The sequence below is a fragment of the Micromonospora sp. CA-246542 genome, from assembly GCF_050942905.1.
GTDB lineage: Bacteria > Actinomycetota > Actinomycetes > Mycobacteriales > Micromonosporaceae > Micromonospora.
The window spans coordinates 3738000-3753889 of sequence record NZ_CP192040.1 but is presented as its reverse complement, the minus strand read 5'-3'; the positions used below and the strand labels follow the sequence as shown (position 1 = coordinate 3753889).

Genomic DNA, 15890 nt, shown 5'->3' with positions numbered 1-15890 from the left:
AGGGACACCACGATGGCGAACGAGATCAACTACGACGGGGTGACCGTCACCGAGCTGTACGAGGCGTTCACGCGCCACGGCATTCCCGCCTCGGACGCCAGCGTGCTGGTCTCCTCCTGGATCTATGAGAACGTCGGCACCGCGAAGCGGGTGTTCAGCTACGCCGAGTCGTTCCCGGCGGTGGAGCCGGGCTGCGCCCCACCACCGTTCGCCCGCACGTTCGCGCACACCGACTGGGTGGACGGCGAGGACGTCGTACAGGCCGGCCAGACACCGGGGGAGCAGGGCTTCAACGAGCGGTTCCACCGCATCGAGCACGACCTGGACCACCTCGGCACCGACCTGGCCAAGGCGTTCACCTGCATGGCGGCGATGCGGGTGAGCCTGCGCCGGTTGCTCGACGAGATCCGCGCCGAGATCAACCGGCTGCACTCGACGGTGCACGAGAACAAGATCGTGCCCGGCCCGTACACCTTCGAGCAGATCCCCAACTACATCGGCGCGTTGGACTTCGGCAAGTACATGGGCACCACGATGTTCATGGACAAGAAGGTCAGCATCTGGCAGACCAAGGCCGGCACGATCGTGCTGCCCGCCGTGGAGACCCTCGGCGTGGACGTGGTGGTCGGTCCGAAGGTGCGCGGCGCCGCCCAGGTCGCCCGCTATGCCGTCGAGCACGGTGACGTGCGGCAGCGCTTCCCGCGCGAGGTGAAGGTGGTCGAGTTCATCCGCTTCTTCGGCGAGGACGAGGTGGCCGACGGCCGGACCATCCGCGACGTGCTCAAGGTGCTGCCCGCCGACAGCAGCTACCCGAGCCTGGATGCGATGATCGCCGAGGTCAGCGAGCGCGAGGCCGTCATCGTCCGGACCACCGTCGGGGCCCAGTCGGCGGTCTCGGCGGCCCTCGGCGTCGACGCGGGGCTGGAGAACGTCGCGGACGCCGACATCGCGATGCTCGCCGGGGTGCCGACCAAGGCCCGCGCGGCGCTGGCCCGCGCCGGGATCAGCACGCTCGGCAAGCTCGCCGAGGCGCCGGCCGAGCGGGTGCTCGGCATCATGAAGGAGGCCGGGGTACGCGCCGAGGCCGGCGACGCCGCCGAGTGGACCGGGTACGCCCAGACGCTGAGCAAGCTGCGCTGAACGGCCGGCGACGACTCCGGCGAACGGTTGATCCGCGCCGTTCGCCGGGTCGGTGTGACGACACTGCGCTGGCGTACCGACCCTCCACACCCGACCGTGAGAATCCCACGGGGCGATCGGGCACGAAGGGCGCGCGGATGGCAGTTCACGAGGTGTCACAGGACCTCCGCCCCGGGGCGCAGGAGACCGAAGCGGCGCGACCAGCGCGCTACGCGTTGCGGCTGCTCGGCGGCTTCGTGCTGGAACGCGACGGCCGGTCCGTGGTGGTGCCGCAGGGGGCCCGCCGGCTGCTCGCCTACCTCGGCGTACGCCAGCGGTGTGCCCGCTCGGAGGCTGCTGGGACGCTCTGGCCCGCCTCCCACGAGGATCGGGCGCGGGCCAACCTGCGCACGATGCTGTGGCGGCTGCACCGGGTGACGCCCGAGCCCTTGGTCGAGGAGGACGACGGGCTGGCCCTGGCCGCCGACGTCACAAGTGACGTGGCCGCCCTGAGCACGGCGGCGGCCGTCCTGCTGGCCGGCGGCTCACCCGTGGGCACCGTGCCGGCGTTGGCGACCGGCGAGCTGTTGCCCGGCTGGTACGACGACTGGGTTCTGACGGAGCGGGAACGGCTGCGCCAGACCCGGCTGTACGCGCTGGAAGCTCTCGCCGAACGCCTCACCGCCCAGGGACGCTTCAGTGAGGCGGTGCAGGTGGCGTTGACCGCCGTGCACCTGGAGCCGCTGCGGGAGAGCGCCACCCGCGCGCTGATCGCGGTGCACCTGGCCGAAAGCAACATCAACGAGGCGGTGCGGCGGTTCGAGCTGTTCCGCGCCGACCTGGGCCGGGAGTTGGGCGTCGCTCCGACACCCTGGCTGGAGCGTCTGGTGCAGGCTGGCCGCTCCGGCGCCGCGGTCCCGTATCCCTGAGCAACCGCACCACCCATACCGACAACGCGCCCCCGCGTGTCCCGCCCGGCCTCTACCTGTCTGGCCTGGCCTCTACCTGTCTGGCTCCTGCCCGGCCGTCGGTCTGCCCCCGCCAACAGTCCGCCCAGTCCGCCCGGCCGCCCGCGGGCGGCGGCCACGGGTCTCCTGCGCGCCCTTTGCTCTGCTTCAACCCGCGCAACACTGAGACGCCGTCAGTGTTGCCTCCGTTGAAGCAGAGCAAAGGACGCGCGAGGGGGTGGGGTAGGGGCGTCGGGTTGGCGGGCGGGCGGGCCGCTGGTGAGCCGGGTCAGTGGGTCGCGGGCGGGATGCTCTGCTCGTACTGGAAGACGTTGTGCGGGTCGTACTTCGCCTTGATCTTGCGCAGTCGCGGGAAGTTGCGCCCCCAGTAGGCCTCCTCCCACTCCGCCATGCCGATGTTCGGCACGTTGACGTACGCGCCGTCCACGTAGGGTCGCAGCGCCTGGCTGAATTCGGCGATCCAGGTCTGCGCGATCGGGGTGATGGCGTCGCCGCTGTCCGGCTCGCCGCGGGTGCCCCAACCAGCGCCGGGCTCGGAGTAGAAGAGCGCGTCACGGTGCGGGAACGCCGAGCCGCCGAAGGGCTCCTGCCGTTGGGCGCCCCGGCCGAACGCCTGGGTGAAGAAGTTGCTGTCCGGCGACGGCGCCTTCTCCATGAACTCGCGGACGATGCTGATCGCCCTTGTCGGGAAGGGCTCCCTGGTGAACTGGGAGAAGAACTTCCACTTCGCCGGCTCTTCGTCGTTCGGGACCTGGAATCCGGCGTACGTCTCGCTCCAACCGCCGATCTGCACGCTGACCTCGGGGTTGCCGATGGAGAGCAGCGGTTCCAGCAGCCTTCTCACCTCCGCCTCCGAGCCCTCGGCGAGCACCCCGAACACCAGGATCTCGGTCGGGTGGATCTCGACCTGGCTGCCGAGGCGGGGGTCGGTGAACGGCGCGACGCGCTGCCAGGTGTCGAAGACGTCGTGCAGGTCGTCGAGGCCCGACCAGGTCGCCTGCAGGTACGCCACGCTCTCCAGCGGGGCCACCTGGTAGGTCAGGGAGGTGACGATCCCGAAGTTGCCGTTTCCGGCGCCGCGCAGCGCCCAGAGCAGGTCCGCGTGGTTCCACGGGTCCACCTCGAGCACCCTGGCGCCGTTGGCGCCCGCCGCGACGACGATCTCCGCCCCGATCAGGTTGTCGCAGGCCATGCCGAGGTAGCGGGTGAGGAACCCGAAGCCGCCACCGAGGGTCGCGCCGGACAGGCCGACGGTCCCCTCCGTTCCGGTCGTCGCCGCGAGGTCGTACTCCCCGAGCGCGGTGATCGCTTCCGACTGGTTGAGCCCCGCGCCGAGCTTCGCCGTGCGCGTGGCGGTGTCGATGTGGACGTCCTTCAGCTCGCTGACGTCGATGACGAGGCCGTTGTCGACGTTCGACCAGCCTTCCAGGCTGTGCCGGCCGCTGCGTACCCGCAGCGCCACGTCGTGCTGCCGAGCCCAGGTGAGGGCGTTGACGACGTCCTGGGTCTCCTGAGCGAAGACGATGACCAGCGGGTAGCGCACGAACAGCTCGTCCCAGCCGATGCTCGCCTCCGCGTAGTCGGGGCTCTGGGGGCGGACGATCCGGCCGGTCAACGTCGCGGGCGGGTACGAGTCGTCCACGGGTGGGCCGTCCGCCGCCACCGCCGAACTGCCAGCCATCACGCCGGGCAGGGCGATCGCTCCGGCGCCGACGGCCGTCGCCCTGAGCAGATCGCGACGAGAAAGGTCGCGCATGGTCCGAATCCTCTCGACGGGGGTCGCGTCAGAGATTCGACCGAGAGGAGCTTTGCCTCCCAACTGACGCAAAACCACCGTAATTCCGCAGGCTGCGGCGCAGATCCGAGAACCTGTCACAGAACCCGGTCGGGTGACGCGACGGCAGGTCAGTTGGCGTGCGCGGGCTGGTCCAGGATGGCGCTGAACCGCTCCTCGGCAAGATCGAGCTGACCGAAGATGTGCCGCTTGACCCCCGCCGACAACGGTGTGTCCGGCCGGCCGATCAGATCCCGGAAGAGCGGCACCAGCGGCCGGTACTTGCGGGCCGACGAGACGACCTTCGGCCCGACCGTGTGGATCACGCCGACGCCGTTGTCGGTGAAGTCCGAAACCTTGATCACCCGGGCCCAGGGCTCGCGGTCCAGGCTGACCGCCAGGTGCTCCCGGTACTGCGTGTTGCGGTCCCGCTCGGGGTCGTACACCGGGTTCGTGACGGCGGCGACGAGCGTCGCGACACGCGTCCCGAACCGCGCGGCGAGCGCGGCCAGCGCGGCCCCGGCCGGGTCGGCGTAGGCGGCACCGCCGGCCAACTCGACCGGATGGTCCTCGACCGCGTCGTGCAGCAGGCCGGCCACGACCACGTCCACGTCGCGCACCTGGTAGTGGTGCATCAGCCGGATCGCCACCCGCAGCAGGTGGTTGAGGTACGGCTCACGGACGCGCCGGTCGTCGCGGTGCAACTCGGCGGCCAGGTCGAGCGCGGCCGTCAACCGCTCGCGGGCGGCGTCGTCGAACTGTTGGATCTCCAGCCGGAAGCGCTCCAGCAGGCCCGGTTCGCCGTGGATCTCGGTGATCGCGTGCATCGGCATGCTGCCCAGGTGCGGCGGGAAGTCCATGCGTCACTTATAGCCGATCTTCACCACATCGATGAGCCCTTACGTCGTCGACCCGACCACGAACTTCGGCGGGTCGAGCCGTCAGATCGGCAACCGGTCGGCCCCGGCCAGGGGATTCACCACGAGAGGGACCAGCGGCGCCGGTAGCACGGGATCACGACGCAGGGTGGGCGTCCAGCCCGCGTCGGCGGCCAGGTCGGGATCGTGGACCGCGTTGTACGCGGCCAGCAGGTCGACCGGCCGGGCCCGGCCGGTGCCCTGGCGCACCCAGGAGCCCCGCTCGGTCAGCCCGGTGCCACCCCAGTCGTAGAGCAGGTCGGCCGGGTCGACCGCCGGATCCAGGGTGAAGAAGTTGTTCTCCGCGTAGATCGCCGACTGGACCCCGACGCCGAGGGCGTACTGGAAGCCGTCCCCGCCGAGCCGGTAGTGGTTGTTGTAGACGTCGACCTGACCGAACCGCACGCGGGGGAGCCGTTGCAGGACGCCGTCGAAGAGGTTGTGGTGCACGGTGACCTTCAACCGGCCCACGTCCGGGCCGACGGTGTTGGACGAGCCGATCAGCATCAGCTTGTCCCGTCCCGTGAAACGGTTCCAGGACGCGGTGACTCCGCTGGCGGTGTGGGTGACGTCCAGCGACCCGTCGTGCACCTGGTATGGCCGCCCGAAGTAGCTGGGCTGGGCGCTGTCCGGGTTGTCGCCGTCGGTGAAGGTGTTGTGGTCGACCCACACGTTCTCGCTGCGGCGGACGGAGATCTGGTCGTACTGGCTGTTCCAGTTGCCGGTCTCGCCGTCGGTCGGCGACCAGGCGGGGAAGCAGTCCCGGGCGTCCACGAAGGTCAGGTTTCGCACGATGACGTTCGACGCCCGGTCGATCATGAGGGTGAGGCCGGTCAGCCGGGCCCCGCGCAGCCCGACGATCGTCGTGTTGGGGCCCACGTTGATCTGGGTCTGGCGGGTCTGGTTCGCCACCGACCGCACCCGGGCCTCCTCCAGCGGCCCGGCGGGGGCCACCCGACCCCACACCGCCGGGTCGTACGCGGCCAGATAGGCGTCCAGCCGGTACGCCGGGTCGGCCAGGTCGGCGCAGTTCAGCGCCGTACCGTCGGGTGCTTCGAAGCCGTCGACCGCACCCGCCACGTAGATCAGCTTTGGCGTGGCGTCGGTGGCGTTGGTGGCGTTGTCGCCACCGAGGGCGGCGACCAGTTCAGCCCTGCTGCGGACCACCCGCGTCCGTTCCGGTGCCGCCGCCGAACCACCGGTGGTGCCGACGCCCTCGGCCGCCCAGCCGTCCCGCTCCGGCAGGGTCTGCCGGCCGAGTTGACGGGCCGACCAGGGGAGCCGGTCGGCGGCTGACAGGTCGGGGCGGGGAGCGGCGACGGCCGGTGTGGCACCGACCAGTACGGCGATCACCATCGCCCCGACGAGGGGTGCGCGCATGGGGATTTTCCGTTCGCTGATGGCGGTATACAAATTGTTTGCAGAAATGTTGCAGTGGTGCCGGCGACGGGAGGGGCGGGCACCGACCCGTCGCCTCCTTTGCATTGCTTCAACCAAGGCAACACCTGCGGGGCAAAAGTGTTGCCCCGGTTGAAGCAGAGCAAAGGGCAATCTGAGCACCCTCGCCACCGCTACGCCAGGTCCGCGCGGTAGGTCGGCACCGCCCACGGCACGCCTTGCTCGCTGGGCAGCGCGCCCTGCTCGGCCGCCTGACGCAGCACCTCGACCACGCCGCGAATCCGCAACACCCGCTCGTCACCGTCGCCCACCGCGTCGACGAGCTCCCCGTCGAGCAGTCGGGGTTCGGGCGCGGCCCGCAGCGCGTCCAGCAGGGCGGTGAACGGCGCGGTACGGGCCAGCGGGGCGATCAGCGGCACCGTGGCCGGGTCGACGCGGTGGGCGAGCAGGTTCTCCAGCAGGCCCTGTCGACCGGGCACGTGCCGGGGTGCCGCGTCGCCGGGCAGCCGCAGCCGGTCGGTCGGGTATTCGAGCACGGCCCGCCCGGTCGTACCGGTCACCGTCACCTCGCCCGGCACGAACTGCGCCGAGGCCATCGTGACCGCTGCCAGTACGGGCGGGCCGGCACGGAACCGGACGCGCAGCACCGCCGTGTCCTCCACCTCGATCGGTCGGACCCGGTAGCGCTCCACCTCGATCGCGACCGGCCACGGTGGCACCCCGCCCAGCGCTTCGGCGACGGCCAGGCACTGCATCACCGCGTGCGCGAACGGGTTGGCCAGCGCGCCGTCCAGCGACGGTCGGCCGTCCAACGTCCGACGGCCGGCCCAGGCGGATCGGGCGTAGTAGGCGTCCGGCCGCTGCCACGCGGCGACCGTGGCGATGCCGGTGACCGTGCCGAGGCGGCCGGCGGCCAGGGCGTCGGTCAGCGCGGTGAGCGCCGCCGAGCCGAGCGCCTGGAAACCGACCTGGGCCACCCGGCCGGCCGCCGCGAGCGCGTCGGTCAGCTCGTGGTGCTCGGCCAGCGACAGCACCGGCGGCTTCTCCAGCAGCAGGTCCGCGCCGGCCGCCACCGCGTCCCGGGCGATCGGCAGGTGGGTGTGCGGCGGGGTGCAGATCACCACCACCTCCGGGCGGGCGGCGGCGAGCATCGCCCGGTGGTCGGTGAACACGTCCACGCCGGGCGGGACCGGCGCCTCCCGTTCGTCGCGCACCGGTGCGACGTCGACCAGGGCGACGAGCCGCAGCCGGCCCTCGGCGTGCAGCGGGGCGATCACCCGCCGGTGCCAGTGACCGTGCCCGTTCGCCCCGATCACCGCCACCGTCGTCGGCGGCACCCACCCGTTCACGGCACACCAGCCAACGCCGCCGCCGAGACCGTCGACGTGCCGCCGGGCCGGCTCACCGGACGCCGGCCAGGGTCGCCTCGACGCCGTGTCGCCCGAGCGCGGTGAGCCAGGCGGTCACCTGGGCGCGTACCTCGTCGTCGTCGGCGACCTCGGCCGGGATGACCTCGCGGAGCGCGAAGACGGCGTCCACCGCGCCGGCCGGGCTCTGCGCGCCGGCGTCCAGGGCGGCCCGGATAGGCCCGGCGAGGGGATCCTGCAACGGCAACGGGCGGCCGTCGTCGGCGTACCCCAGCGCGAAGCGCAACCAGGACGCCACGACCAGCGCGCCCCAGCGCGCGGACCGTCCGGACGCGCGCAGGTCGGCGATGGTGTGCAGGATGCGTTGCGGCAGCTTCTGCGAGCCGTCGATCGCGACCTGGAGGGTGCGGTGCCGGATCGCCGGGTTGCCGAACCGGGCCAGGACCTGCTCGCCGTAGTCGACGACCCGCACGCCGTCCGGCGGTGTGAAGCTGGCCGCGACGTCCTCGGCGATCAGCCGGCGCAGCACGTCGGTCAGGTGGGGGATCTCCAGGGCGTCGGCGATGGTCTCCCGCCCGGCCAGCGCACCGAGGTACGCCACGGCCGAGTGCACACCGTTGAGGGCGCGCAGCTTCAACCGCTCCCACGGCCCGGCGTCGTCGGTCAGCACCGCCCCGGCGTGCTCCCAGCCCGGCCGCCCGCCGGGGAAGTCGTCCTCGATGACCCACTGCGCGTACGGCTCGGCGGCGACCGCGGCCAGGTCGGTGACGCCGAGCGCCCGGCGGGCCCTGTCGATGGTCTCCGGGGTGCTGGCCGGCACGATGCGGTCCACCATGGTCCCCGGGCACGTCACGTTGGCGGCCACCCAGTCGACGAACCCGGCCGGCGTCCCGGTGGCCCGCTCGATCGCCTTGTCGACCAGGCCGCGCAGCCGTCGGCCGTTGGCCGGCAGGTTGTCGCAGCTCACCAGGGCGAGCGGCCCGGCGTCCGCCTCGGCGCGGGCCGCCAGCCCGCGCAGCAGCAGACCCGGCACGGTGGCCGGGGGCCGATGACCGGCGAGGTCCGCGGCGAGCGCGGAGTCCGGCGACAGCCGGCCGGTCACCGGATCGAGCTGGTACGCCTTCTCGGTGACGGTGAGCGTCACGACGCGGACCGCCGGGTCGGCGAGCAACGCCACCACGGCGTCCGGGTCGCTCGGCGCGTGCCGTACGCCGCTCAGCGCGCCCACCACCCGGGTGGTGGCGTCGGCGGCGGACAGGGCGCTCACGCTGAACAGGTTGTCCTGGGCGGCGAGCGCGTCGACCACGGCGGTGCTGCGGGGCGCGACGGCCACGATGCCCCAGTCGCCGCCGGCCGCGCCGACCGCCGCCTCGGTGTAGACCGCCTGGTGCGCGCGGTGGAAGGCGCCCAACCCCAGGTGTACGACGCCCGTCGGCACGGTGCCCGGCCGCACGAGGGGACGGGAGTCGACGGGCAGGTGGCGCAGCACCCCCAGGCCGAGGCGGGACGCGCCGACGGTCACCGCCATGCCGGACCGTCCGGGAACCGGAACTCGGCGATCGACGACTGTTTCATGGTGGCGCTGTAGCCGGGCCGGTCGGGCAGCAGGTAGCGGCCGCCGCGGGTGCGGACCGGGTCGGCGAAGTGTTCGTGCAGGTGGTCGACGTACTCGATCATCCGGCCGTCGAGGCTGGCACCCACCCGCAGGTAGTCGAAGACCGCCAGGTGCTGGACGTACTCGCAGAGGCCGACTCCGCCCGCGTGCGGGCAGACCGGCACCCCGAACTTCGCCGCCAACAGCAGCTCGGCCAGGACCTCGTCGACGCCGCCGACCCGGCACGCGTCGACCTGCATCACGCCGATCGCCTCGGCCTGGAGCAACTGCTTGAAGATGACGCGGTTGGCGGCGACCTCACCGGTGGCCACCCGGCACCGGCCGCCGGTCAGCTCGGCGACGGCGCGGTTGATCCGGGCGTGCCCGAGGATGTCGTCGGCGTGCGTCGGCTCCTCGATCCAGTACGGGTCCACCTCCGCGAGCGCGGTCATCGCGGTGATCGCCTCGTCGACGTCCCAGACCTGGTTGGCGTCCATCATCAGCAGCGCGTCCGGGCCGATCTCGGCGCGGATGATCCGGGCCCGGCGCAGGTCGTCGGCGAGCGGGCCGCCGACCTTCATCTTCATGGCCCGCCAGCCGTCGTCGTACGCCTGCCGGGTCAGCGCCCGCACCTTGTCGTCGGGGTAGCCGAGCCAGCCGACCGAGGTGGTGTACGAAGGAAAACCGTCCCGTTCCAGCGTCGCCAACCGGTCGGCCAGGCCGTCGCGTCCCTTGTCGAGGATGGCCGCCGCCTCGTCGGGCGTCAGCGCGTCGCTGATGTGGTGGAAGTCGACGCTGGCGACGAGGTCGTCGGTGGGCAGCTCGGCCAGGAACCGCCACATCGGCTTGCCGGCGATCCTGGCTCGCAGGTCCCACACGGCGTTGACGAGCGCGCCGGTGGCCATGTGGATGACGCCCTTCTCGGGGCCCAGCCAGCGCAACTGCGCGTCCGCGCTGAGCGAGCGCCAGAACGCCACCGGCTCGGCGGCGATCTGCTCGACCGTACGACCCTCGACGTGGTGGGCCAGCGCCCGCACCGCCGCGCAGGTGATCTCGTTGCCCCGGCCGTTGGTGAAGGTGAACCCCGCGCCCACCGGGCCGGAGTCGGTGCCCAGCTCGACGTACGTCGCCGAGTAGTCGCCCCGGTTGATGGCATCGGACCCGTCACCCCCGGCCGCGGTGGGGAACCGTACGTCGTGCACCTCGACGGAGGTGATGGTGGTGGTCACTGGTCGGCCCCTTCGAAGTGGAAGACCCGTCTGGGTATCCGGTACGCCAGGTCGACGATCGTCTCGGCGGCCTCGTCCATCGCGAGCCGGTGCTCGGCGACCAGCCGGGCCAGGAAGCCGGCGTCGACCCGGCGGGCCACGTCGTGGCGTACCGGGATGGAGCAGAACGCCCGGGTGTCGTCGACGAACCCGGTGGTGTTGTAGAAGCCGGCGCTCTCGGTGACCGCCTCCCGGAACCGCCGCAGCGCCTCCGGAGAGTCCAGGAACCACCAGGGCGCCCCGAGCAGCAGCGCGGCGTACCCGCCGGCCAGGGGCGCCAGCTCGCGGGTGAAGGTGTCCTCGTCGAGGGTGTAGAGCACCACCGTCAGCCGGGGATCGTTGCCGTAGCGGTTCAGCAGTGGGGCGAGCGCGTGCACGTACTCGGTGGCCTGCGGCACGTCGCCGCCGACGTCGCGGCCGTGCCGCTCGTACAGCCAGCGGTTGTGGTTGCGTACCGCGCCCGGGTGCAGTTGCAGAACCAGGCCGTCGTCGAGGGACATGCGGGCGAACTCCATGAGCATGTGCGCCCGGAACGCCTCGGCGTCGGCGGCGTCCGCCGCGCCGCGCAGCCCACGGTCGTAGAGGCGGGCGGCCTCCGCCGGAGTCAGGTCCAGGGTGCGCGCGGTGGGATGCCCGTGGTCCGACGAGGTCGCCCCGGCCGCGACGAACGCGGCCCGGCGGGCCCGCAGGGCGGCCAGATAACCGGGGTACGCGCCGGTGTCCTCCCCGGTCAGCGCGCCGAGCCGCGCCACGTTGGCCGACCAGCCGTCGAACTCCATGTCCACCACGTCATCCGGGCGGAACGTGGTGACCACCCGACCGCCCGGCCCACCCCAGCCGTCGGCGGCGAGCTTGGCGTGCGCCGCGAGGTCGTCCAGCGGCGACTCGGTGGTGGCGAGCACCTCGATTCCGAACCGCTCGAACAGCGCCCGGGGCCGGAACTCCGGCTCGGCGAGCCTCGCGGCGATCTCGTCGTAGAGGGCGTCGGCGGTGTCGGGACGCAGCGGGGTGTGCGCCCCGAAGACGGTGCGGAGGGTCTGTTCCAGCCACAGCCGCGACGGGGTGCCCCGGAACAGGTGCCAGTGCGCGGCGAAGCGCCGCCAGATCACCCGTCCGTCGGCCTCGACCGGGCTGCCGTCGCGGGTGGGCACCCCCAGGTCGCCCGGGGGTACGCCCTGACTGAGCAGCATCCTCGTCAGGTAGTGGTCGGGCACGATGAGCAGCCGCGCCGGGTCGGGGAAGGGGCGGTCCTCGGCGAGCAGGGCCGGGTCGACGTGCCCGTGCGGCGAGATGATCGGCTGCCGGGCCGCGAGGGCGTACAGCTCCCGGGCCAGCGCGCGCTGGCCCGGCTCGGCCGGCAGGAGCAGGTCGGTGTGGTCGGACGTCGGCACGGGGCTCCTCGTTCTGCTTCTCAGCGGGTGGTGAGCAGGTCGGCGACGCGCACAGGCCGTCCGGTCTCCAGGGACCGGTTGGCGGCCAGGCCGGTGAGCAGGGCCAACGCGCCGTCGTCGGCCGTCGCGGCGCGGCCCAACGGATCGGGCTGGCCGCCGAGGAGCACCGCGGTCATCCGGGCGTCCGCGCCGCCGTGCCCCTGACGGGTACGACCCTCGACGAGGATCCGTCGGGGAGGTTCCCAGAACGGGCGCACGGTGAGCGTCGCGCCGCCCCCCTCGGCGGGCGCCTCGACGCCGTGCAGGGCCGCCCCCTTGACCGCGCCGGCGGTGCCCCGGTCGACGTAATCGTTCTCGGTCACCTCCAGTTCGAGGCGTCCCCGGCTGCCGTTCACCATCACCCGGTAGCCCTCCCAGGGGGCGTACGCGGTGAGGTGGTAGGTCATTGTCGCGCCGGTGGAGTAGCGGGCCAGCACCGCCATGTCGTCCTCGATGCTCACCCCGGGGGCGAAGACGTTGCGGTCGCGTTGGTAGCCGTCCTCGGCCTCGGCGTCGAGGTACAGCTCGCGCAGCCGGGGGTGCGCGTCGAGCCGCAGCGCGAAGGGGTCGTCGGCGGCGGCCGGGGCCCCGTACGCCCGGTCGTAGTCGCGGGCGTAGCCGTGCCGGCGGCCGTCCTCGCCGTAGAAGAAGAGCCGGCCCGCCGCGTACACCTCGACCGGTGTGGCGGCCAGCCACCAGTTGACCAGGTCGAAGTGGTGGCTGGCCTTGTGCACCAGCAGGCCGCCGGAGGTGGCCTTGTCGCGGTGCCAGCGGCGGAAGTAGTCGGCGCCGTGGCGCACGTCGAGCAGCCACTCGAAGTGCACCGAGCCGATCTCGCCGACCGCGCCGTCGGCGAGCAGCCGGCGCACCTGCTCGTGCAGCGGGTTGTAGCGGTAGTTGAAGGCGACGGTGACGCGGCCGCCGGTCTCGGTCACCGCGTCCAGGATGCGCCGGCAGCGGGGGGCGTCGACGGTCATCGGCTTCTCGGTGACGACGTCCCGGCCGGCGCGCAGCGCGGCCACCACGTACTCGTCGTGGGTGACGTCCACGCTGGTCACCAGGACGACGTCGACGCGTTCGGCGTCCAGCATGGAGGCGAACTCGCCGGCCGGGTACGTGCGCACCGGCGGGTGTCCCAGCTCGCCCAGCCAGCGGTTGTGCGCGTCCATCCGGGTCTGGTTGACGTCGGCGAGGGCGACCAGCTCGGTGGAGTCGGCGTGGTCGAGCACCAGGGCCCGGACGAACATCTCCGCTCGCGCGCCGGTGCCCACGACGGCGTAGCGGACCCGCCCGCCGGATCTCGGTGACATGCGATCGCCCTCCGGATGACCCCTGCAAAGGTTTGCAGTGAAGTAACCACGATCAATGTGATGGCGTCAACGACAGCGGCACAATCGGCGGCAATTGTGGGTTTTTGCGGGGTTGAAGGCCACCGTTGGGCGTCTCGCTGCAACAGAGCTGCAAACATTGACCGTTGACAGTGGAGCAACCGTTTGCATTAATTGGCGGCACCCGCGTGACCACCGCCGCACTCGGACGAAGGGGCCGCCGTGCCAGTCACCATCCGGGACGTCGCCCGCGCCTCCGGGGTGCACATCTCCACCGTGTCCCGCACCTTCTCCGCCCCGCACCTCGTCAACCCCGAGACCCGGGTCCGGGTGCTGGCCTGCGCGGAGGACCTGGGTTACCGGCCGAACCGCGCCGCCCGCGCCCTCATCACCGGGCGTACGCACAACATCGGGCTGATCATCGCCGACATCGCGAACCCGTTCTTCCCACCGCTGATCAAGGCGGCCGAGAGCCAGGCACGCCATCGCGACTACCACGTCTTCGTGGCCGACACCAACGAGGACCCGACCGCCGAGGAGGAGTTGGTCCACGCCCTCGCGAAGCAGGTCGACGGGGTGCTGCTGTGCAGCCCACGGATGAGCAACAGCCTGATCGAACAGCTCAGCCGCGAGGTGCCGCTGGTCGTGGTGAACCGTCAGGTGACCGGCCTGCCGTGCGTGCTGATGGACGTCGGGCAGGGAGCCCGGGCAGCCGTCGAACACCTGATCGGTCTCGGTCACCGCGACATCGCCCTGCTCGGCGGGCCGCGCAGCTCGTGGACCAACCGGGAGATGCGGCGCGCCGCCACCACGGCCGTCCGGACCGGTGGCGGCGAGTTGACCGTGCTCGGCCCCAACGCTCCCACCGAGACCGGCGGCTCCGCCGTGGCCGAGCAGGTACGGCGCAGCGGCGTCACCGCCGTGCTCGCCTACAACGACCTGATGGCGATCGGCCTCATCGAGGGGCTGGACGCGCTCGGGGTCCGGGTGCCGCAGCAGGTGAGTGTCGTCGGGGTCGACGACATCGCCCTGAGCCGGCTCACCCGACCCAAATTGACGACGGTGGCCACACCCACCGGGGCCGCCGGCCGGACGGCCGTCGACATGCTGCTGCAACAGGACATCGAGTCACCGCGCGGCGCGCGGGGGCCCGGTGCTGGCACGGCGGTCGGCGTCCGGCGTACCACCGCACAGGTAATGCTCCAGACCGACCTGGTCATCCGAGACTCGACCGGGCCGGGTCCGCATGCCCGGCCGGCACGTCCCCGGGCCGCTTCCCATGGCCCGGACCCGCACTGCCCTGCGGGCCCGGGCATCCCGACCGCGGCCTCGGGTGATGCCGTCGCCTCCTAAAGCCGAGGAGTGAGCGCACATGCACCCCGCAACGTCCCCCACCACGAGCACGCCCGTCGGGCGTCCTCAAAATACCCCGCTGCCCCGGCGGCGGCTGCTGCGCGGCCTGCTCGCCGCGACGGTCGCCGCGCCGCTGCTGTTCGGCGCCGCCGCGTGCGGCGACGACGACGACGCCGACCCCAACGCCCCCGTCAAGCTCTCGATCTTCTGGTGGGGCGGCGACGCCCGGGCCAAGCTGACCGAGGACGCCCTCGCCCTCTACACAAAGAAGCATCCGAACGTGACCTTCGAGAAGACCTGGCAGGCCAACCAGGGTTACTTCGACAAGCTCGCCACGCTGACCGCCGGCGGCAACCCGCCCGACCTGTTCCAGATCGACGACAACTACCTCGCCGAGTACGCGGCCCGCAACACCACGCTCGACCTCACCTCGTACCAGAAGTCCGGCAAGCTGGACACCTCCACGTTCCCCAAGAGCCTGTGGCAGTACGGCGTCGTCGACGGCAAACTCGCCGGCCTGGCCGCCGGGGAGAACACGCAGGGTCTGGTCTACAACAAGACGCTGCTGGTGAAGCACAACCTGCCCGAGCCGACCACCGGGATGAGCTGGGAGCAGCACATCGCCTGGGCCCAGGAGGTGTCCGCCAGGACGGGGGTTCCCGGCACCCAGGATCCGAGCGCCGACTACAAGGCGTTCTGGGTCTGGCTGCGCCAGCAGGGCAAGGACCTGTACAAGGGCAAGGATCTGGGCTTCACCGCCGAGGACGTGACCGCCTGGTTCGACCTGTGGAAGGGCGCGCGGGACCGTAAGGCCACCCCGACCGCCGACGTCATCCACGAGGGCAACTCCAGCGACGTCACCAAACAGTTGGTGGTCACCGGCAAGTCGGCGACGTCCTGGGTCTGGGCCAACCAGATGCCGGACCTGAAGAAGAACACCAAGGACGAGCTGGGTGTGATCGCCTACCCCGGCGATCCGAGCGCGCAGTGGGCCCGGGCCTCGATGTACTGGTCGGTGTTCAAGGGCAGCAAGAACAGGGACGTCGCGGTCGATGTGATCAACTTCCTGGCCAACGACCGGGAGGCCGTCACCCTGCTCGGCACCGACCGGGGCCTGCCGTCCAATCTGGACCTGCGCCAGGTGGTCAGCGACGGCACCACAGATCCCGCGATGAAGCAGTCGATCGCCGTCGAGGCGGAGCTGACCCAGAAGTTCGGCGAGTCGCCACAGGTGCCCATCAAGGGACACAGCACGGTCAAGTCCGAGCTGGTCAAGGCCGCCGAGAGCGCCCAGTACGGCCGGGCCACCCCCGCGCAGGCCGCCGCCCAGTTCCTCGAGGCCTGCAAGGGCGCCATCGCCTGACCCGCCCCACG

12 protein-coding genes are annotated in these 15890 nt (G+C 71.9%); 4 read left to right on the top strand and 8 right to left on the bottom strand.

The window, feature by feature from the left end:
* The first annotated feature begins 12 nt into the window (after positions 1–12).
* Entirely contained in the window at positions 13–1140 is a 1128-nt protein-coding gene (locus ACQP0N_RS17670) for a hypothetical protein (protein WP_433111700.1), read from the top strand.
* A gap of 137 nt (positions 1141–1277) precedes the next feature.
* Positions 1278–2048, top strand: coding sequence for an AfsR/SARP family transcriptional regulator (locus ACQP0N_RS17665; RefSeq protein ID WP_433111697.1), 771 nt, complete (start codon positions 1278–1280; stop codon positions 2046–2048).
* Positions 2049–2355: 307 nt separating this feature from the next.
* On the opposite strand, the gene ACQP0N_RS17660 is transcribed toward ACQP0N_RS17665, so the two are convergent.
* From ACQP0N_RS17660 to ACQP0N_RS17625, 8 genes are all read right to left on the bottom strand, one after another.
* Positions 2356–3843: an FAD-binding protein gene (locus ACQP0N_RS17660; protein WP_433111694.1), complete on the bottom strand. Its 1488-nt coding sequence runs from the start codon at positions 3841–3843 to the stop codon at positions 2356–2358.
* 149 nt (positions 3844–3992) lie between these two features.
* Positions 3993–4721, bottom strand: coding sequence for an HD domain-containing protein (locus ACQP0N_RS17655; protein ID WP_433111691.1), 729 nt, complete (start codon positions 4719–4721; stop codon positions 3993–3995).
* Between the two features lie 81 nt (positions 4722–4802).
* The gene (locus ACQP0N_RS17650) at positions 4803–6158 is read right to left on the bottom strand and encodes a pectate lyase family protein (protein ID WP_433111688.1); all 1356 of its coding nucleotides are present in this window, start codon (positions 6156–6158) and stop codon (positions 4803–4805) included.
* Positions 6159–6349: 191 nt separating this feature from the next.
* Positions 6350–7525 (bottom strand): Gfo/Idh/MocA family protein, encoded by a 1176-nt coding sequence (locus ACQP0N_RS17645; protein ID WP_433111685.1) that lies wholly within the window; start codon positions 7523–7525, stop codon positions 6350–6352.
* Between the two features lie 52 nt (positions 7526–7577).
* A complete protein-coding gene (locus ACQP0N_RS17640) occupies positions 7578–9071 on the bottom strand; it encodes a mannitol dehydrogenase family protein (protein WP_433111682.1) in 1494 nt (497 codons plus the stop codon).
* Positions 9062–10366: an enolase C-terminal domain-like protein gene (locus ACQP0N_RS17635; protein ID WP_433111679.1), complete on the bottom strand. Its 1305-nt coding sequence runs from the start codon at positions 10364–10366 to the stop codon at positions 9062–9064. Before ACQP0N_RS17635 ends, ACQP0N_RS17640 begins: the two co-directional genes overlap by 10 nt.
* Complete coding sequence (gene uxaC, locus ACQP0N_RS17630) at positions 10363–11796, bottom strand: glucuronate isomerase (RefSeq protein ID WP_433111676.1); 1434 nt, start codon at positions 11794–11796, stop codon at positions 10363–10365. The genes ACQP0N_RS17635 and uxaC overlap by 4 nt, the downstream gene beginning before the upstream one ends.
* Positions 11797–11816: 20 nt before the next feature.
* The gene (locus ACQP0N_RS17625) at positions 11817–13145 is read right to left on the bottom strand and encodes a Gfo/Idh/MocA family protein (RefSeq protein WP_433111673.1); all 1329 of its coding nucleotides are present in this window, start codon (positions 13143–13145) and stop codon (positions 11817–11819) included.
* Positions 13146–13385: 240 nt separating this feature from the next.
* On the opposite strand from ACQP0N_RS17625, the gene ACQP0N_RS17620 reads away from it, so the two are divergent.
* Positions 13386–14516, top strand: coding sequence for a LacI family DNA-binding transcriptional regulator (locus tag ACQP0N_RS17620; protein ID WP_355051224.1), 1131 nt, complete (start codon positions 13386–13388; stop codon positions 14514–14516).
* Positions 14517–14535: 19 nt separating this feature from the next.
* A complete protein-coding gene (locus tag ACQP0N_RS17615) occupies positions 14536–15879 on the top strand; it encodes an ABC transporter substrate-binding protein (protein ID WP_433111669.1) in 1344 nt (447 codons plus the stop codon).
* The last annotated feature ends 11 nt before the right edge of the window (positions 15880–15890 follow it).